Source organism: Burkholderia semiarida, assembly GCF_029268935.1.
Taxonomy (GTDB): domain Bacteria; phylum Pseudomonadota; class Gammaproteobacteria; order Burkholderiales; family Burkholderiaceae; genus Burkholderia; species Burkholderia semiarida.
In genome coordinates this window covers 330,692-347,613 of the sequence record NZ_JAHLCL010000003.1, presented here as the reverse complement: position 1 = coordinate 347,613, position 16,922 = coordinate 330,692, and the positions used below count along the sequence as shown (strand labels likewise).

Genomic DNA, 16,922 nt, shown 5'->3' with positions numbered 1-16,922 from the left:
TGCGCGCCGCGGCTCGATTACAACTGCGGCGCGAGCGCGCGGCGTGCGTCGTCGAGCGACAGCGCCATGCGCCGTGCATAGTCCTCGAGTTGATCCTGCCCGATTTTACCGACCGAGAAGTAACGGCTGTCCGGATGCGCGAGGTAGAAGCCCGACACGCTCGCCGCCGGCAGCATCGCCAGCGAGTCGGTCACGCTCATGCCGATCTCGTCCGCGTGCAGCACGTCGAACATGTCGCGCTTCACGAGGTGGTCGGGGCAGGCCGGGTAGCCGGGCGCCGGGCGGATGCCCGCGTACTTCTCGGCGATCAGCGCGTCGTTGTCGAGCGTCTCGCCGCTCGCATAGCCCCACAGCTCGCGCCGCACGCGCGCGTGCATCGCTTCGGCGAACGCTTCCGCGAAGCGGTCGGCGAGCGCCTTGAGCATGATCGCGCTGTAGTCGTCGTGATCGGCTTCGAACTGCTTTTCCTTCACGTCGACGCCGAGGCCGGCCGTCACCGCGAACATCCCGATGTAGTCGGTGACGCCCGACTCTTTCGGCGCGATGAAATCGGCGAGCGAGCGGTTCGGCCGCATCACGCCGTCGACCACCGGGCGCACGCTCTGCTGGCGCAGGTTGCGCCACGTGAGCAGCACCTCGGAGCGCGACTCGTCGCTGTAGATCTCGATGTCGTCGTCGTTGACGGTGTTCGCCGGCAGCAGCGCGATCACGCCGTTCGCGGTCAGCCAGCGCCCCTGGATCAGGCGCGCGAGCATCGACTTGGCGTCGGAGAACACGCGCCGCGCCGATTCGCCGACGATCTCGTCATTCAAAATCGCCGGGTACGGGCCGGCGAGATCCCAGGTCTGGAAGAACGGGCCCCAGTCGATGTAGTTCGCGAGCTCGTTCAGGTCGTAGTTCCTGAACACGCGGCGGCCGATGAACTTCGGCTTCACCGGCTGGTAGCCGGCCCAGTCCACCTTGGTCTTGTTCGCGCGCGCCTCGGCGAGCGTGACCATCGGCTGCGCCTTGCGGTTCGCGTGCTGGTCGCGAATGCGTTCGTAGTCGGACTTCAGCTCGTCGAGATACTTCGCCGCGCCTTCGTCGGACAGCAGGTTCGACGCGACCGACACCGAGCGCGACGCATCGGGCACGTAGACGACCGGGCCTTCGTAGTGCGGCGCGATCTTCACGGCCGTGTGCACGCGCGACGTCGTCGCGCCGCCGATCAGCAGCGGAATCTTCTTCACGCGGAAGTAGTCGTCGCGCTGCATTTCGGACGCGACGTACGCCATTTCCTCGAGGCTCGGCGTGATGAGGCCCGACAGCCCGATGATGTCCGCGCCTTCGACCTTCGCCTTCGCGAGGATCTCGTTGCACGGGACCATCACGCCCATGTTGACCACTTCGAAGTTGTTGCACTGGAGCACGACCGACACGATGTTCTTGCCGATGTCGTGCACGTCGCCCTTCACGGTCGCGATCACGATCTTGCCCTTCGCGCGCACGTCGCCGCCCGCTTCCGCGAGCAGGCGCTTTTCTTCCTCGATGAACGGGATCAGGTGAGCGACCGCCTGCTTCATCACGCGCGCCGATTTCACCACCTGCGGCAGGAACATCTTGCCCTGGCCGAACAGGTCGCCGACGACGTTCATCCCGTCCATCAGCGGCCCTTCGATCACGTTGATCGGACGGCCGCCGGCCGCGGCGATCTTCGCGCGCGCTTCTTCGGTGTCCTCGACGATGAAGGTCGTGATGCCGTGCACGAGCGCGTGCGCGAGGCGCTTCTCGACCGGCTGGTTGCGCCATTCGAGGTTCTCTTCCTTCTTCGCGGCGCCGGTCTTGAACTTGTCGGCGATCTCGAGCAGGCGATCGGTGGAATCCGCACGGCGGTTCAGGATCACGTCCTCGACGCGCTCGCGCAGCTCGGCGTCGAGATCGGCGTATACGCCGAGCTGGCCCGCGTTCACGATGCCCATGTCCATCCCGGCCTGGATCGCGTGATACAGGAACACGGTGTGGATCGCCTCGCGTACCGGGTCGTTGCCGCGGAACGAGAACGACACGTTCGACACGCCGCCGCTCACCTTCGCGTACGGCAGGTTCTGCTTGATCCAGCGCGTCGCCTCGATGAAGTCGACCGCGTAGTTGTTGTGCTCCTCGATGCCCGTCGCGACCGCGAAGATGTTCGGGTCGAAGATGATGTCCTCCGGCGGGAAGCCGACTTCGTTCACGAGGAAGTCGTACGAGCGCTTGCAGATCTCGGTCTTGCGCTCGTACGTATCGGCCTGGCCGGTCTCGTCGAACGCCATCACGACCGCGGCCGCGCCGTAGCGGCGGATCAGGTTCGCGTGGTGGCGGAACGCGTCCTCGCCTTCCTTCAGCGAGATCGAGTTCACGATCGCCTTGCCCTGCACGCACTTGAGGCCGGCTTCGATCACGTCCCACTTCGACGAGTCGATCATGATCGGCACGCGCGCGATGTCCGGCTCGGATGCGATCAGGTTCAGGAAGCGCACCATCGCCGCCTTCGAATCGAGCATCGCCTCGTCCATGTTGACGTCGATCACCTGCGCGCCGTTCTCGACCTGCTGGCGCGCGACGGCGAGCGCCTCGTCGAACTGGCCGTTGAGGATCATCCGTGCGAACGCCTTCGAGCCGGTGACGTTGGTGCGTTCGCCGACGTTGATGAAGAGCGTCCCGGGCGTGACGTTGAACGGCTCGAGGCCGGCAAGGCGCATCATGTGATCGGTCATGGCGGTGCGAATTTGGTGATGAAGGACGTGGGGCAGGCGGGTCAGGCGTTGTCGCTGTACTGGTTCGGCCAGCGGCGCGGCTTCACGTCGGCGAGCGCCTTCGCGATCTCGGCGATGTGCTCGGGCGTCGTGCCGCAGCAGCCGCCCGCGAGGTTCACGAGCCCGGCCTGCGCGAATTCCTTCAGCAGGCCCGACGTGACGTCCGGCGTTTCGTCGAAACCGGTGTCGCTCATCGGGTTCGGCAGGCCCGCGTTCGGGTAGCACGACACGTAGGTGTCGCACAGCTTCGCGAGCTCGGCGATGTACGGACGCATCAGCGCCGCGCCGAGCGCGCAGTTCAGGCCGAACGTGAGCGGCTTCGCGTGACGCAGCGAATTCCAGAACGCCTCGACGGTCTGGCCCGACAGGATCCGGCCCGACGCATCGGTGACGGTGCCCGAGATCATGATCGGCAGGCGCTCGCCGGTGTCCTCGAACAGCTCGTCGAGCGCGAACAGGGCGGCCTTCGCGTTCAGCGTGTCGAAGATCGTCTCGACGAGGAACAGGTCGACGCCGCCGTCGAGCAGCGCCTTCGCCTGCTGGTAGTACGACGTGCGCAGCTCGTCGAACGTGACGTTGCGGGCGCCCGGATCGTTGACGTCCGGCGAGATGCTGGCCGTCTTCGGCGTCGGCCCGATCGCGCCCGCGACGAAGCGCGGCTTGTCCGGCGTCGCGTATTTCGCGGCCGATTCGCGTGCGAGCTTCGCCGATTCGACGTTCATCTCGACGACGAGATCTTCCATCCCGTAGTCGGCCTGCGCGACGGTCGTCGCGCCGAACGTGTTGGTTTCGACGATGTCGGCGCCGGCCGCGAAGTACTGGTCGTGGATCTCGCGGATGATCTGCGGCTGCGTGAGCGACAGCAGCTCGTTGTTGCCCTTGATGTCGCGCGGGAAATCCTTGAAGCGCTCGCCGCGATACGCGGCCTCGTCGAGCTTGTAGCGCTGGATCATCGTGCCCATCGCGCCGTCGAGGATCAGGATGCGCGATTTGAGCAGCGCGGGCAGGGCGGCGCCGCGCGTGTAGGGCGCGTCGAGCGGGACGGAAGCGGCGAGAGGAGTCGCAGACATGGGCGGAAGACCGGCGAAGACGGAAAACCGTCATTGTAGCCGGTGCGTCAAGCGGTCGCCGCCCTGGCCGCGCCGGCCGGGCGGCCGCCAAATGAAAGCCCCCGCCGGCGAGCCGGACGGGGGCAGGATCGGAGTGCACGCGGCGCCGCGTCGATGCGCGGCGAATGGCCCGGCCGCGTGGCGCGCCGGGCCGCGAGTCGTCAGTGCAGCACGACGGGCATCATCATCAGGCTGTCGAATTGTCCGAGGAATTCGTCGACTTCGTCGAGCGACGGTTCATCCTCGATCAACTGCTTCACGTGCGCGCGGAATCGTTCGGCAAGTTCGCCGTCGATGAAGATCTCGCGCTGCGCGTTCTTGTCGACGATTTCATATCCGCCGGCATTCATCAGGTGATGGCCGGCCTGCGGCGCAAATTCGACGACGCAGTAGTTGGGGCTGTTGTAGATCATTTGCATGGCGGCACTCCTCTTCGCAGTGGCATCTGGCCTTGTTGTCCCCTAGGTGGGGCAAGCCTTGCCGGTTTCAAGGGGCTTGCGCTGCACACCCCGTTCCTCCCGTTCGCGTGGGGTGTATCGGTTAGAAGCCGATGTCTATCAAACGTTTCTCATTGTGAGCCGGTGGACTGAAATAGTTGTTAAAGAGTGTCATCGGCCATTTCCGGGAAAACTGTAATCGGTCGAAATTGCCGATTCGTGCATGTTTTTTACTGTGTGACAACCGAGGAGGCCGGTGGTTGCACGGTTGCAGCGGGCGTGGACGGCGCCGCTTGCGCGGGCGGCGCGGCCGGCACATCGGGCGCCGGTGCGGCGTCGGGCGCGCTCGTTGCGCCGCCGGGCGGTGCTGCATCCGCAGGCACGTCCGGTGCGGCGAGGCGGCCGTGCCACAGCAGCTCGATCTGCGCGCCGTTCGGCTCGGTCTGCACGAGCCGCGCGGGCAGCCAGCCGAGCGACGGCGCGAGCCACATGTCGATGCGGCGCGTGTCGCCGTCGCGGCGCGGCAGGCGCATGAAGTGCCGCGCGGCGATGATGCCGGCCTGCGTCTGCACCTGCTCGTCGCCGATCACGGTGATCGGCCAGGTCTCGCCGCTGTTGTTGTCGATCACGAAGAACTGCTGCGTGACGCCCGGCTTGTACGCGGAAGGATTGCCGCGCACGAGCCCCGACAACTGCATCAGCATGCTGAAGCGGTCCTGCACGCCATCGGGCAGCGGCGCGTTGTTCGGCGTGCGCGTGAACACGACCTGCCGGATCTCGCGGTTGAAGATCGCGATGTCCTCCGGCCGCTTGCCCCGCTTCTCGACGTAACGGTCGGGCGCGACGCCGAATGCATCGATGCGGCCTTCGCTGCGATAGGCGAACGGGCCGACGAACGGCACGGGCATCGACACCGACAGGTCGTAGGTGTGCCCGTCGGTGCGCCAGCGGATCGTGCCGATCATGTTCTGCATGCCGTTGTAGAACGTGTCGTACTGCAGGTCGCCGGACGGCGGCGCGGCGAACTTCACGCCGCTCGCGGCAGGCCCCGGCGTCGCGGCGCTGGCGCCGGCGGCCGGCGCGGCGTGCGCGCCCGAGGCGCCCGGTACGCCGCTCGCGGCGGACGCGGCGGCAGCCGGCGGTTCGCCGTGCTCGGCCGTCTGCGTCGACGTGAGGACCGGTTCGTCCGGCGGCGCGGGTTTCGGCGGGGCCGCCTTCGGCGCGGCGGGTGCGGCCGGACGTTCGACCGGCTTCGACTCTGGCGGCGCAGGCTGGCGTTCGATCGGCCGCGGTTTCAGCAGTTCGATCTGCACGGGGATGTCGGCGGGCGGCGGCGGCGTGAACGATTCGCGGTTGCGCATCAGCCAGAACCCCGCGAGCGCGTGCAGCACCAGCACGGCGACGAGCGCGACGCCGACGCGCAGCCAGCGGCGGGGCGGGGCGTAACTCGGGCGAAGGTCGGCAGGCTGCATGGGCATCGGAACGGGGTCGGGGCGCGTGCGTGACGTCGGGCGCGCGGCGCGCGCCACAGGAATCGGACCGCCGGATGCGCCGCGCGTTCGCGACGCGTGACGTGGGGTGAGCCGGAGGCGTCAGGCGTCGCGTGCGTCGGGACTATAGCCGAGTTCGTAAGACAGTTTCCGCGCGCACGCGCGCAGCGCCGTGTCGATCTCGCCGCCCCACGCGATGTCGAACGAGCCTTCCTGGCCGAGCGCGACGATCGCGAGCGCGAGTTCGCCGACCGCGTCGAACACCGGCATGCAGAACGCGTGGATCGTCGGCAGCAGCATCCCCTCGACGCGCGCGGCCTGGTGCCGGCGCACGTCGGCGAGCACGGCGTCGACTTCGTCGAGCGTGCGCGGGCCGCCGTGGTGCGGCGAGCGGCGCGTATCGGCGAGTTCGCGCTCCAGCATCGCGGCGGTCTTGCTGCGCGGCAGGTACGCGGCGAACAGCAGGCCCGTCGCGGAGCCGAGCAGCGGCATCACGTCGCCGAGCTTCAGCGACGCCTTCGCCGGATGGCTCGATTCCATCCAGTGCACGATCGTCGGCCCCTGGTTGCCCCATACCGCGATGCCGACCGTCTGGTCGAGGCGGTCGCGGAATTCGGTCAGCGCGATCCGCGCGAGCTTCACGCCGTCGACGCGCGCGAGCCGCGCGAGGCCCATCTGCAGCGCGAAGCCGCCGAGCTCGTAGCGGCCCGAGACGGGATCCTGCGACACGACGCCGAGCCGCGAGAAGCTGACCAGGTAGCGGTGCGCCTTCGCCGGGCTCATGCCCGCGCGCTGCGCGAGATCGCGCAGCATCATCGCGCGCGGCTCGCTCGTCAGCACGTCGAGCAGGCGGAAGCCGACCTCGATCGACTGGATGCCGGAACGGACCTTCTCGCCGTGTTCGCCGGACGCGGTGTCGTCGGTATCGGAGTCGGTGAGATCGTCGTCGGGAAGCGGGCTGGCGGGCATGGGCAACGGGTGCGCGAAAATGCGGCAGGAAACGGGGTGAAAACGGCGCGCGCGATCGGGGCGCGCCGCATGGATTCACCATCGTAAAATAGATTCCCTCCATCGTCACTACAACGGCAGATCCTCCCTATGAAACTTGCTTCGCTGAAGGACGGCACGCGCGACGGCCAGCTGATCGTCGTGTCGCGCGACCTGCACACCGCGGCGATCGCCGATGCGGTCGCGCCGACGTTGCAGCGCGTCCTCGACGACTGGGCGTTCTACGCGCCGCAACTGCGCGACCTGTACGACGCACTGAACCACGGCCGCGCGCGCAACGCGTTCGCGTTCGATCCGGCCAACTGCATGGCGCCGCTGCCGCGCGCGTTCCAGTGGGCCGACGGCTCCGCGTACGTGAACCACGTCGAGCTCGTGCGCCGCGCGCGCGGCGCGGAGATGCCGCCCGAGTTCTGGACCGATCCGCTGATGTATCAGGGCGGCAGCGACGATTTCCTGGGGCCGCGCGACGACGTCGTGTGCCCGTCCGAGGAATGGGGCATCGATTTCGAGGCCGAAGTCGCGGTGATCACCGGCGACGTGCCGATGAGCGCGTCGCCCGACGCCGCGCTGAAGGCCGTGCGGCTCGTCACGCTCGCGAACGACGTGTCGCTGCGCAACCTGATTCCGGCCGAACTCGCGAAGGGCTTCGGCTTCTTCCAGAGCAAGCCGGCCACCGCGTTCGCGCCGGTCGCCGTCACGCCGGACGAGCTCGGCGACGAATGGCGCGAGGGCCGCGTGCACCGCCCGATGATCGTTCACTGGAACGGCAAGAAGGTGGGGCAGCCCGATGCGGGCACCGACATGGTGTTCCACTTCGGCCAGCTGATCGCGCACGCGGCGAAGACGCGCAACCTGCGTGCCGGCTCGATCGTCGGCTCCGGTACGGTATCGAACAAGGATGCGAAGCGCGGCTATTGCTGCATCGCCGAGAAGCGCTGCCTCGAGACGATCGAGCACGGCGCGCCGCAGACCGAATTCATGCGTTACGGCGATACCGTGCGCATCGAGATGTTCGATGCGGCCGGCAAGTCGATCTTCGGCGCGATCGAGCAGTCGGTTTCCCCACCCGACGGCGCGGCATAGGCAACGCGGCGGCGGCACCCGGCCTCGGCCCGCGCGCCGGGTTTCGCCCGATGTTTGACCGCGCGGGCTTGGCTACACTCGATTCAAGCGTTCGAGCGCCTCGAACAAGGAGCAGCAGATGGCCGATCTCGCCGCGTACGGCGGTTACGAAGCACTGAAGGTGACGCGCCGCGATCATGGCGTGCTCGATATCGTGATGAGCGGCGAGGGTGCGAACCGCAGCGGCCTCGCGACCGCGAACGCGCGCATGCATCGCGAGCTCGCCGACATCTGGCGCGACGTCGACCGCGATCCCGACACGCGCGTCGCGGTGATCCGCGGCGAAGGCAAGGGCTTTTCGGCGGGCGGCGATCTCGCGCTCGTCGAGGACATGGCGAACGATTTCGACGTGCGCGCCCGCGTGTGGCGCGAGGCGCGCGACCTCGTCTACAACGTGATCAATTGCAGCAAGCCGATCGTGTCGGCGATGCATGGCCCGGCCGTCGGCGCGGGGCTCGTCGCCGGGCTGCTCGCCGACATCTCGATCGCCGCGAAGGATGCGCGCATCATCGACGGCCACACGCGGCTCGGCGTCGCGGCCGGCGACCACGCGGCGATCGTGTGGCCGCTGCTGTGCGGGATGGCGAAGGCGAAGTACTACCTGATGCTGTGCGAGCCCGTGAGCGGCGAGGAGGCCGAACGGATCGGGCTGGTCTCGCTCGCGGTCGAGCCCGCCGACCTGCTGCCGAAGGCGTACGACGTGGCCGAACGGCTCGCGCACGGTTCGCAGTCGGCGATCCGCTGGACCAAGTACGCGCTGAACAACTGGCTGCGCACGGCCGGGCCGACCTTCGATACGTCGCTCGCGCTCGAATTCATGGGCTTTTCGGGGCCCGACGTGCAGGAAGGCATCCGCTCGCTGCGCGAGCGGCGCCCGCCCGCGTTTCCCGGCGACGCGCCGTTCTGACGCGCGCGCTATGATCGAATCATGGGCGGCCGCGCGACGCACGGCCGCCTCGCTCCCCCAGTCAACCAGGATGCCCGTATGACGACCGATGCCTCCGGCGCCAACCCTTTCGCCGGCTTTGCCGGGTTCCAGCCCGCCGACATGATGGACCGGATGTGGGACATGATCCGGATGTCGCCGTTCGGCGGGATGGCGCCCTTTCCGGGCGCCGCGCACGGGCTGCCGCCGTCGCTGTCGAGCATGTCCGACATGATGTCTCCGCTCACGAGCGTCGAGGAGCTCGACAAGCGGATCACCGATCTGCGCGCGGTCGAGCAGTGGCTGAAGCTCAATCTCGGGATGCTGCAGTCCGCGATCCAGGCGCTCGAGGTGCAGCGCGCGACGCTCGCGACGCTGCGCGCGTTCGGCGCGTTCGCGCAGAGCTCGATGTCGGCGGCCGAGGACGCGGCGGTCGCCGCCGCGCAGGCCGCGAAAACCTCGGCGGGCGAGGCCGCGCCCGCACCGGATGCGGCGGCTCCGGCGGCGGATGCGCCGGAAGGCGACCCCGCGCAGCAGCCGTTCGATCCGGCCGGCTGGTGGAACCTGCTGCAGACGCAATTCAACCAGCTCGCGAGCCTCGCGATGGCGCAGCCGGGCATGCAGCCTGCGGCGCCGGGCGCCGCGTCGCCCGAGCCCGCCGCCGCGCCGGAACCCGTCGCGAAGCCCGCCGCCGCCGCGCCGCGCAAGCCCGCGGCCAAGCGCGCCGCGAAGCCGTCCGGTTCGGCCGCGGCGCGCGCGGCGGCCGCTTCGTCGCCCGAAACGCGTCCGCCGAAGCGCTCGACGTGATGCGGCGCAGGTAGCAGGTCGATCATGCGACTCGCGCTCGTTCTGATGGGAGGCGGCGCGCGCGCCGCATACCAGGTCGGCGTGCTGAAGGCGCTGGCCGAGATCGCGCGCGAGGCCGATCCGCGGCGGCACACGGTGCCGTTCACGGTCGTATGCGGTTCGTCTGCCGGCGCGATCAACGCGACGTCGATCGCGAGCCACGCGGACGATTTTTCCCATGGCGTGCGGCGCCTGCTCGAATTCTGGGAGCCGTTGCGCGCCGATTACGTGTATCGCACCGACTGGCTCGGCATCGCGGGCGCCGGCGCGCGCTGGCTCGCGACGATGACGTTCGGCTGGGCGGCCCGCCGCTCGCCGCGCGGGCTGCTCGACAACACGCCGCTCGCGCACCTGCTGCAGCGCGAGCTGAGCTTCCACCGGATCGAGCAGATGCTCGAGGCGCGCCTGCTGCACGCGCTCGCGGTTACCGCGCTCAGCTATTCGAGCGGCCGGCACCTCACGTTCTACCAGGCCGCCGAGCCGATCCAGGCGTGGCGGCGCGCGCAGCGCACCGCGCGGCTCGTCGATCTGTCGGCGTCGCACCTGCTCGCGTCGTCGGCCATTCCGTTCGTGTTTCCCGCCGTGCCGCTCGTGCTCGACGGGCAGGTCGAGTACTTCGGCGACGGCTCGATCCGGCAGATCGCGCCGCTGTCGCCGGCGATCCACTTCGGCGCGGACCGGATCGTCGTCGTGGGCGCCGCCGACCCGCGGCCCGAGATTCCGGCCGCGAACGGCGCGGGCCGGGCGCGCGGCTACCCGACGCCCGCGCAGATCGGCCAGCAGGTGCTCGCGAGCGTGTTCCTCGACTCGATCGGCTCGGACATCGAACGGATCGAGCACATCAACCGGATGATCGAGCACTTGCCGCACCAGGTCGAGATCGACAGCGGCTGGCGGCACGTCGACGTGCTCGCGATCGCGCCGTCCGAGCGCATCGAGCTGATCGCCGCGAAGCACCTCAAGCAGATGCCGGCGACGATGCGCGGGCTGCTCGGCGCGATCGGCGGCAGCCAGCCGGCCGGCGCGTCGTTCGCCAGCTACCTGCTGTTCGAGGAAGCCTTCACGCGCGAGCTGATCGAACTCGGCTACCGCGACGGCCGCGCGCAGCGCGAGACGCTCGCCGGCTGGATCGCGCAGGCGGACGGCAGCAGCGCGCCGGCGGCCGGCACGCCGCCCGAAGACGGCCTCGCGACCGACGAAATACGGGTCTGACACGCGCAGGCGCAATGCAAGGTTGCGTTTTCGCGACGGCCGGCCGCGACCGATCGCCGCATTCCGGTTGGCGGCGCGCGACCGGGCCGGCGTCTCGGAAGCGTCATGCACGCGTGCTATCATGGCCGCCGCCGTATACACCATATCGAGCAGCCCGCCGATCCGGCATCCGCACGGGACCTTTCGGGGAACCCGCCTGGGGCAGGGGACGGGCGCGCCAACGAGCCGGCCAGCGCCGGCCCCCCACTCAGGCAAGCGCGGCCGGCTCCGTCCGAACGGAGCGGGTTGCGGCATGCCCAACGGCGGCGACGCGGCCGCCCGGCGGCCGGACGAGGAATCAGCGTCCGGCGGGCCGGTTTCCCGCGTAAAATTAGAGTCTTGGCTGCAAAAAGCGCGCGTGGCGCGCTTGCGCGGCAACAGTCACGTTTAGAGAAGTCGCATTGCGCAGAACAGGGGTGGGACCATCATGAACACCATGCTTTATCCGGAACTTTACAGGTCGCTCGAAGCTGTCCGCTGGGACATGGAGAAGGACATTCCGTGGGACAAGTTCGACGCTTCGCTGCTCACCGACGAGCAGGCGAAGACGATCAAGATGAACGCGATCACCGAATGGTCGGCGCTGCCCGCGACGGAAATGTTCCTGCGCGACAACCAGCACGACAGCGACTTTTCCGCGTTCATGAGCGTGTGGTTCTTCGAGGAGCAGAAGCATTCGCTCGTGCTGATGGAATACCTGCGCCGCTTCAAGCCGGAGCTGGTGCCGACCGAGGAGGAACTGCACGCGGTGCGTTTCCAGTTCGATCCGGCGCCGCCGCTCGAGACGCTGATGCTGCACTTCTGCGGCGAGATCCGTTTGAACCACTGGTACCGCTGCGCGGCCGACTGGCACACCGAGCCCGTCATCAAGCAGATCTACGAAACGATTTCGCGCGACGAGGCGCGTCATGGCGGCGCGTACCTGCGCTACATGAAGAAGGCGCTGAACAACTGCGGCGACGTCGCGCGTGCGGCCTTCGCGAAGATCGGCGTGCTGATGGCGTCGGCGCGCCGCACCGAGAAGCCGCTGCACCCGACCAACCTGCACGTGAACCAGGCGCTGTTCCCGCGCGACACCGTGCAATCGCGCCTGCCGGATCCGGAATGGCTCGAGCGCTGGCTCGACGAGCAGATCCGTTTCGACGGCGAGTGGGAGAAGAAGGTGGTCGACCGGATCCTGCACAACCTGTCGATCCTGTTCGAGCGCACGTTCGCCACCGCGCAGGAGCTGAACCGCTATCGCAAGGAAGTCACCAGCCGCCTGCAGGCCGAAAGCGGCCCGTCGTCGGCCGCGCAGCCGGCCTGAGGCCGGGAGGTGCCGGCGCCGGCGCGCGTCGTGCCCGATTCGCGCCCGGCTCGCGGCACCGTGTCGCGTGTGTTGCGTGAAGCCCGCCCGGCCGGTCCGGCGGGCTTTTTATCTGGCGCTGCCGTCGCGCGCGCCGTGGTCCATTCCGTCCTGTCGCCATTATGTCCGCCACCTTCGAACGCAAGCTGATCACCCGTGACGCCCTCGTCGCGCTGCGTGCGTCGCTGCCGTCGCCCGTCGTGTTCACCAACGGCGTGTTCGACATCCTGCATCGCGGTCACGTCACGTATCTCGCCGATGCGAAAGCGCTCGGCGCGTGCCTGATCGTCGGCGTGAACAGCGATGCGTCGGTGCGCATGCTCGGCAAGGGCGACGACCGGCCGATCAACCGCGAAGAGGATCGCGCGGCATTGCTCGCGGCGCTGGAAAGTGTCGACTGGGTCGTGACGTTCGGGGAAAAGACGCCCGTGTCGCTGATCGAGGCCGTCCGTCCGGACATCCTCGTGAAGGGCGGCGATTACGACATGGACGCGCTGCCGGAATCGGCGCTCGTGCGCGGCTGGGGCGGCCGGGCGCTGGCGATTCCGTTCGAGCACGATCGCTCGACCACCGCGTTGCTGAAGAAGGTGCGCGCGCAACAGTCCTGAGCGCGGCGCGGGGCCGTCACGGGGCCGATGCCGCGAGCGGCGCGGTCGTGACGGCCGGCGCCGCGATCGGGCCGCCGACCACGGGCTGGTCGGTCGCGCGCATGAGCGGTGTCACGCGCAATGCGTCGGGCCGCACCTGCCGCGACAGCACGCCGGGTTCGCGCGGGCCGGCCGCCGGCAGCGGCCCGAACACGCCGCGCGCCACCACGAACGCGAGCATGTTGGCGAGAAAGAGAACAGCGATCAGCCAGCGCAGCATCGTCGAAACTCCTTGTCGTCATTGACGTGGTTCACGTCGTTCAGTCGAGCCGGCCGAAGGGCCGGCTTTTTTCATGGCTTCCGTTGACCTGACCGTTCGTGCGGGCCGCAGGCGCGGCGTCGCGCGTATTGCATCGTCGGCGTGACGCGGGCCCGCCTGGGCTTGCATCGGCCCGCGCCGCCGCGCGCCGGCACGCGCGCGTCAATCCGGCGCCGTTGCCGGGTCGCCCGCATCGGCTGCGATCAGCGCGAGCCCGGACAGGATCAGCGCGTCATGCCGCGTATGCGCGACCGTCAATGCACGTGCGACGTCGTCTGCCGCACCGCCTGCCAGCACGAGCCGCACGGGCGCCTGCCAGGCATCGGCGAGATCGCGCCATGCGCGTTCGATGAGGCCGGCCTGCGCGTACAGGCAGCCGGCCGACAGCGAGCGCGGCGTATCGACCTGGAACGGCTCGGCCTGCGCGCCCGCGAGCAGCCCGCTTGCGATATCGGTGGTCAGCGTCGGCAACTGCGCGGTGTGCGTGCCGAGCGCGCGCATCATCAGCGCCCAGCCCGGCGCGATCAGCCCGCCGGTGAACCGGCCGTCCGCGCGCAGTGCCTCGAGCGTCGTCGCGGTGCCGAACGTCGCGATCAGCAGATGCTCGCCCGGAAACGCCGCGTGCGCGCCGATCAGGCCGGCCCAGCGGTCGCTGCCGAGCTGTTCGGGCGTCGTATAGCCGTTCGTCACGCCGCATTGCGCGGGCCGCGAGCGGATCGTCGTGCGCGGCAGGCCCGGCCAGCGTGCGTCGAGCAGCGCGTCGATCCGTGCGGCCACGTCGGCGCCCGCGACGTTCGAGATCCAGGCGCCGCGCGGTCTCGGCACGCGCGACCAGTCGGGATCGGCGCCGCCGTCGCGCGTGTGGCCGAACGCGCCCGTGTCGACGAGCGTGCGCCGCGTGTCGGCGAGCGCCCATTTGATCCGGCTGTTGCCGGCGTCGATCAGCAGGTACGGTTCGCTCATTGCGCTTCGCGCAGCGACACGTCGCCGGCCGCGATCGTCTGCACGCCGTTCGGCGTGTCCAGCAGCAACTGGCCGGTCGCGTCGATGCCCGTCGCGATGCCGCGTGCGCGTTCGACGCCCTGTTCGAGCAGCACGACTTCGCGGCCCGCGTATGCGTGCAGCGCGTGCCAGCGCGGCAGGAACGGCGCGAGGCCGTCGGCGCCGAATTGCGCGAGCGCGGGCGTGAGCGCGTTCAGCGACGCGGCGAGCGTATCGGTGAGGTTCGCCGACGCGCACGCGATCGACAGCGCGGCGGGCGGCAGCCCGCTTGCGAGCGTCGCTTCGCGCGCGCGCAGCGCGTCGACCTGCGCGGCCACGGCTTGCGCGCCGCGCACGTTGATGCCGAAGCCGATCACGACGGCGGTGGCGTCGGCGGTGGTCCAGACGGTTTCGATCAGGATCCCGGCGAGCTTGCCGACGATGCGCGGCGCGCCGTCGTCGGCGGCCGTCAGCAGCAGGTCGTTCGGCCATTTGAGCGCGACGCGCATGCGGGCGTCGAGCGGCAGCGTGGCCAGCCCTTCGGCGAGCGCGACGCCGATCGCGATGCTGAGGCCGCCGAGCGCATCGACGGCGCGCGGCACGATGCAGCCGACCGAGCACAGCAGCGCATTGCCGGGCTGCGCGAACCACGGGCGGCCCTGCCGGCCGCGGCCGGCCGTCTGCTCGAACGCGACGCGCACGAGCGGCGCGGGCAACGCGTTCGGGCCGCGCGGCAGCGCCTTGAGCCGGGCCGCGACGTCGGCGTTGGTTGAGCCGGTGGCGGCGACGATGTCGAGCGGCCACGCGCGCGGCGCGGCATCCAGGTGCGCCTCGAGCCGGTTGCGCGCGATGTGCGCGTCGCCGGATTCGGGCGTGTCGGAGGAGGTGGGGGCGTTCATGGCGCCTATTGTAGCGACAGGGGGGCGGTGGGAGTTGGCAAGTGGGCAGGCGTGTGTCGAGGCGCTTGTCCGGATCGTCGCGACAGGTCCGCTCGAATTGCGTCGCCGCCAGGCGAAGGTATCGCGTTCTCAAGCGGAAGGGCATCGTCACGATAGGTGAAGTCGCCCGGCTCTTGTTCGTGATGAAAACATATAGTCGACCCATATTAATTGATTGCGATTTCGAATACGTCTGATTGATTGCCTCGTGCGGATTGGGCATTTTGGATTCCAGCCATTGACGACGAGGAATCCAGATGAGCAACGGGCAAGCGTCACCAGCATTTTCTTTCATGGTTATTTGCCGGCTTGCTGCGCAGAGTGGTCGGCTTGTCCTGGACGGCAAGAAGGCAGTCATCGCGTCGGCAGCGGTTCATTCCGCTACGGACGAGAAGCGTTCGGGCCGGACGTTCCGTGGCTGGCCGGCATGATTCGCTATTTCCTTGCCAAAGGCGACCGGGGCGGTAACGCCGTGATTACGGAAGGGCTGGAGTTCGTCACGTGTTCCAGTCCACCCCCACGTGTACAGATCGCCACGCTTTACATGAAAACCTACTGCGCGGCTTGCAAACAGGAAGGGTTCATCGCGCCGGAAGGTCCGCGTTTGCCGGGTACGGGGCCCAATGGTCGGCAGTGGGCATTGAGTGGCGATGTCAACGTATGCGGATGTAGTCCGCCCCCCGTCTTCTATGCCGAGCGTGGCATGAAGATGATTCTGACGTCACGAGATGCAGCCGGCGCCGAGAAGAAACTGCGAATGGGAGAGATCGACGAAAAAGAAGATACCGCACCACGATCTCGCACTGCTCCCATCTATGACGAACAGGTGCGCGCCTGCATCGGCACTACGCTATCTCAGAATTATCCGTATTTGATAGAAATGGCCGATGGGCGGACGATCGCGGGCCGCGTCGATACCAACGGTCGGTTGCCGCGCATTCATACCGAGATCTCCGGAAGTTACCAAGTATATTGGGGTGAGGATGCGCTTGCCCACGAGGACTGGCCGCCATGCCAAACAGACCGACAACCGTAACAACGAACACGACGCCTGATTCGATCAAGGGTGTGCAACTCAGGGCAGTAACATTCAAGGAACTGTGGGCCGCGTATCCGTCGGGCAATCCTTATAAGAATCCCGCTTATACCAATCAATGCGCCATTCGGTTGAGCGTCGCGCTTCACCGGGTCGGCATAGAAATGAAGTCCTTTTCGTCGAAACTGGTCAAGCCGCTTGGCGGTCAGTCGAGCATCGGGCGTATCCTGTTGAACGGGCGAGCAACTGCCACGCGCGCCAACGAGCTCGGCGAGTGGTTGAGGCTGCAACCATTTGCAGGGCTGGGGAAGGCGGAAAACGTCACCGGCACCAATTGGAGGGATAGGGTCGAAGGACGAACAGGCATCATCATGTTTGACGGCTACTGGACTCGCGAGGGCGAGGCAGATGCAAATGCAAGCGGTGGGCACATTGATCTATGGAATGGCGAAAAACTCACGGGATTCGGTACTGGAATTCGAATCCGCTGGAATATCGTGATTCCTGGATTTTGGTCCGATTTTCGTGTTTCGAAAAGAATCCTGTTTTTTCCGATCAAATGAAACTATTGGGATTTACCATCGGTGCAATTGCCGGCTCGGCCGTGACCACACTCGTTTGTTGGGGTGGGTTGTATTTGTTCGGCGTTTTGATTCTTCACGGAAGGGGCAGTCTGTTCGATACGCACCCGAGAGTCGCCAACCTGTTTTTTTTCGGCTGGTTGGTATCCGTGGCTGTGGTCTCGGTAATCGGC

The 16,922-nt window shown here is 67.9% G+C and carries 16 protein-coding genes; 8 read left to right on the top strand and 8 right to left on the bottom strand.

Annotated elements, in window-relative coordinates; translation table 11 throughout:
• Nucleotides 1-17: 17 nt before the first annotated feature.
• The 5 genes from metH to KPB06_RS05335 form a co-directional block, all read right to left on the bottom strand.
• A complete protein-coding gene (gene metH, locus KPB06_RS05355) occupies nt 18-2,735 on the bottom strand; it encodes a methionine synthase (protein WP_179231745.1) in 2,718 nt (905 codons plus the stop codon).
• A gap of 41 nt (nt 2,736-2,776) precedes the next feature.
• Complete coding sequence (locus tag KPB06_RS05350; RefSeq protein WP_034189174.1) at nt 2,777-3,844, bottom strand: homocysteine S-methyltransferase family protein; 1,068 nt, start codon at nt 3,842-3,844, stop codon at nt 2,777-2,779.
• Between the two features lie 200 nt (nt 3,845-4,044).
• Nucleotides 4,045-4,302, bottom strand: a complete 258-nt coding sequence (locus tag KPB06_RS05345) for a BTH_I0359 family protein (protein ID WP_006477667.1) — start codon at nt 4,300-4,302, stop codon at nt 4,045-4,047.
• A 248-nt stretch (nt 4,303-4,550) separates the two neighbouring features.
• The gene (locus KPB06_RS05340; RefSeq protein WP_089465299.1) at nt 4,551-5,798 is read right to left on the bottom strand and encodes a DUF3108 domain-containing protein; all 1,248 of its coding nucleotides are present in this window, start codon (nt 5,796-5,798) and stop codon (nt 4,551-4,553) included.
• A 114-nt stretch (nt 5,799-5,912) separates the two neighbouring features.
• Entirely contained in the window at nt 5,913-6,779 is an 867-nt protein-coding gene (locus KPB06_RS05335; RefSeq protein WP_124863404.1) for an IclR family transcriptional regulator, read from the bottom strand.
• A 129-nt stretch (nt 6,780-6,908) separates the two neighbouring features.
• Between KPB06_RS05335 and KPB06_RS05330 the strand changes: the two genes are divergently transcribed.
• The 6 genes from KPB06_RS05330 to rfaE2 all read left to right on the top strand — a co-directional run bounded on the left by KPB06_RS05330 (nt 6,909) and on the right by rfaE2 (nt 12,915).
• On the top strand, nt 6,909-7,901 hold the full coding sequence (locus KPB06_RS05330; RefSeq protein ID WP_059585383.1) for a fumarylacetoacetate hydrolase family protein: 993 nt from the start codon (nt 6,909-6,911) through the stop codon (nt 7,899-7,901).
• 118 nt (nt 7,902-8,019) lie between these two features.
• Nucleotides 8,020-8,847, top strand: a complete 828-nt coding sequence (locus tag KPB06_RS05325) for an enoyl-CoA hydratase/isomerase family protein (RefSeq protein ID WP_059837340.1) — start codon at nt 8,020-8,022, stop codon at nt 8,845-8,847.
• 78 nt (nt 8,848-8,925) lie between these two features.
• On the top strand, nt 8,926-9,672 hold the full coding sequence (locus KPB06_RS05320) for a PhaM family polyhydroxyalkanoate granule multifunctional regulatory protein (RefSeq protein WP_059585381.1): 747 nt from the start codon (nt 8,926-8,928) through the stop codon (nt 9,670-9,672).
• Nucleotides 9,673-9,696: 24 nt separating this feature from the next.
• A complete protein-coding gene (locus tag KPB06_RS05315; RefSeq protein ID WP_059641366.1) occupies nt 9,697-10,923 on the top strand; it encodes a patatin-like phospholipase family protein in 1,227 nt (408 codons plus the stop codon).
• A gap of 466 nt (nt 10,924-11,389) precedes the next feature.
• The gene (locus KPB06_RS05310; protein WP_275906086.1) at nt 11,390-12,268 is read left to right on the top strand and encodes a ferritin family protein; all 879 of its coding nucleotides are present in this window, start codon (nt 11,390-11,392) and stop codon (nt 12,266-12,268) included.
• Nucleotides 12,269-12,429: 161 nt separating this feature from the next.
• Complete coding sequence (gene rfaE2 / locus KPB06_RS05305; RefSeq protein ID WP_012329309.1) at nt 12,430-12,915, top strand: D-glycero-beta-D-manno-heptose 1-phosphate adenylyltransferase; 486 nt, start codon at nt 12,430-12,432, stop codon at nt 12,913-12,915.
• A gap of 16 nt (nt 12,916-12,931) precedes the next feature.
• Here rfaE2 and KPB06_RS05300 read toward each other — a convergent pair whose 3' ends face one another.
• The 3 genes from KPB06_RS05300 to KPB06_RS05290 all read right to left on the bottom strand — a co-directional run bounded on the left by KPB06_RS05300 (nt 12,932) and on the right by KPB06_RS05290 (nt 15,093).
• Complete coding sequence (locus KPB06_RS05300; protein WP_059575981.1) at nt 12,932-13,174, bottom strand: hypothetical protein; 243 nt, start codon at nt 13,172-13,174, stop codon at nt 12,932-12,934.
• A 201-nt stretch (nt 13,175-13,375) separates the two neighbouring features.
• A complete protein-coding gene (locus KPB06_RS05295) occupies nt 13,376-14,176 on the bottom strand; it encodes a type III pantothenate kinase (RefSeq protein WP_059642779.1) in 801 nt (266 codons plus the stop codon).
• The gene (locus tag KPB06_RS05290) at nt 14,173-15,093 is read right to left on the bottom strand and encodes a biotin--[acetyl-CoA-carboxylase] ligase (RefSeq protein ID WP_059575984.1); all 921 of its coding nucleotides are present in this window, start codon (nt 15,091-15,093) and stop codon (nt 14,173-14,175) included. Before KPB06_RS05290 ends, KPB06_RS05295 begins: the two co-directional genes overlap by 4 nt.
• A 277-nt stretch (nt 15,094-15,370) precedes the next feature.
• Here KPB06_RS05290 and KPB06_RS05285 point away from each other — a divergent pair, with 277 nt between their 5' ends.
• The gene (locus KPB06_RS05285; RefSeq protein ID WP_275906087.1) at nt 15,371-16,168 is read left to right on the top strand and encodes a PAAR domain-containing protein; all 798 of its coding nucleotides are present in this window, start codon (nt 15,371-15,373) and stop codon (nt 16,166-16,168) included.
• Complete coding sequence (locus KPB06_RS05280; protein WP_081066517.1) at nt 16,144-16,731, top strand: type VI secretion system amidase effector protein Tae4; 588 nt, start codon at nt 16,144-16,146, stop codon at nt 16,729-16,731. Before KPB06_RS05285 ends, KPB06_RS05280 begins: the two co-directional genes overlap by 25 nt.
• The last annotated feature ends 191 nt before the right edge of the window (nt 16,732-16,922 follow it).

Coding starts and splice junctions, on each gene's coding strand:
- rfaE2 (WP_012329309.1), top strand. CDS start 12,430: ATGTCCGCCACCTTCGAACGCAAGCTGATCACCCGTGACGCCCTCGTC.
- KPB06_RS05280 (WP_081066517.1), top strand. CDS start 16,144: ATGCCAAACAGACCGACAACCGTAACAACGAACACGACGCCTGATTCG.
- KPB06_RS05290 (WP_059575984.1), bottom strand. CDS start 15,093: ATGAACGCCCCCACCTCCTCCGACACGCCCGAATCCGGCGACGCGCAC.
- KPB06_RS05345 (WP_006477667.1), bottom strand. CDS start 4,302: ATGCAAATGATCTACAACAGCCCCAACTACTGCGTCGTCGAATTTGCG.
- metH (WP_179231745.1), bottom strand. CDS start 2,735: ATGACCGATCACATGATGCGCCTTGCCGGCCTCGAGCCGTTCAACGTC.
- KPB06_RS05295 (WP_059642779.1), bottom strand. CDS start 14,176: ATGAGCGAACCGTACCTGCTGATCGACGCCGGCAACAGCCGGATCAAA.
- KPB06_RS05335 (WP_124863404.1), bottom strand. CDS start 6,779: ATGCCCGCCAGCCCGCTTCCCGACGACGATCTCACCGACTCCGATACC.
- KPB06_RS05300 (WP_059575981.1), bottom strand. CDS start 13,174: ATGCTGCGCTGGCTGATCGCTGTTCTCTTTCTCGCCAACATGCTCGCG.
- KPB06_RS05320 (WP_059585381.1), top strand. CDS start 8,926: ATGACGACCGATGCCTCCGGCGCCAACCCTTTCGCCGGCTTTGCCGGG.
- KPB06_RS05315 (WP_059641366.1), top strand. CDS start 9,697: ATGCGACTCGCGCTCGTTCTGATGGGAGGCGGCGCGCGCGCCGCATAC.
- KPB06_RS05310 (WP_275906086.1), top strand. CDS start 11,390: ATGAACACCATGCTTTATCCGGAACTTTACAGGTCGCTCGAAGCTGTC.
- KPB06_RS05330 (WP_059585383.1), top strand. CDS start 6,909: ATGAAACTTGCTTCGCTGAAGGACGGCACGCGCGACGGCCAGCTGATC.
- KPB06_RS05325 (WP_059837340.1), top strand. CDS start 8,020: ATGGCCGATCTCGCCGCGTACGGCGGTTACGAAGCACTGAAGGTGACG.
- KPB06_RS05350 (WP_034189174.1), bottom strand. CDS start 3,844: ATGTCTGCGACTCCTCTCGCCGCTTCCGTCCCGCTCGACGCGCCCTAC.
- KPB06_RS05340 (WP_089465299.1), bottom strand. CDS start 5,798: ATGCCCATGCAGCCTGCCGACCTTCGCCCGAGTTACGCCCCGCCCCGC.